This window comes from Pseudomonas sp. JV245A (genome assembly GCF_032424515.1).
In the GTDB taxonomy this organism is placed as follows: Bacteria; Pseudomonadota; Gammaproteobacteria; order Pseudomonadales; family Pseudomonadaceae; genus Aquipseudomonas; species Aquipseudomonas protegens.
Genome location: NZ_VYKE01000533.1, coordinates 1 through 490, shown reverse-complemented (window position 1 = coordinate 490; position 490 = coordinate 1). Strand labels below are relative to the sequence as shown.

At 69.4% G+C, this 490-nt stretch carries 1 protein-coding gene; it reads left to right on the top strand.

What is annotated here, in order from left to right:
- Positions 1-425, top strand: a 425-nt coding sequence (locus tag F6S12_RS32880) for a glycosyltransferase (protein ID WP_315870005.1), incomplete at its 5' end; no start/stop codon positions are given.
- Between the last annotated feature and the right edge of the window lie 65 nt (positions 426-490).

Genomic DNA, 490 nt, shown 5'->3' with positions numbered 1-490 from the left:
CGCGGATCTGCCTGGCGCCCCTGCGTTTCGGCGCCGGGATCAAGGGCAAGCTGCTCGATGCCATGCTTTGCGGCACGCCCAGCGTCACCACCCCGGTGGGCAGCGAATCCATGTCCCAGGACGGCCTGCCATGGCCGGGGGCGGTGGCTGAATCCGCCAGTGGCCTGGCGGCGGCCGCGGTGCGCCTCTATCAGGACCGGCAGCTGTGGGAGCAGGCCCAGGCGGATGGCCGGCAGTTGCTCGAAGCGCGCTACCGCCAGCAAGTCCACGGCCCGGCGCTGATCCAGCGCCTGCAACACTGCCGCCAGCACCTGGAGCAACTGCGCCGGGACAACTTCACTGGCGCCATGCTGCGTCACCACCATCACAAGAGCACCCAGTACATGGCGCAGTGGATCGAAGCGAAAAACCGCCCGGCCTCCTGACCCTTCTTCGCTGGCGCACTGCCGGCGGTGCGCTTGCCGGCGAACAGGCCCTGGGATTTGCGCCG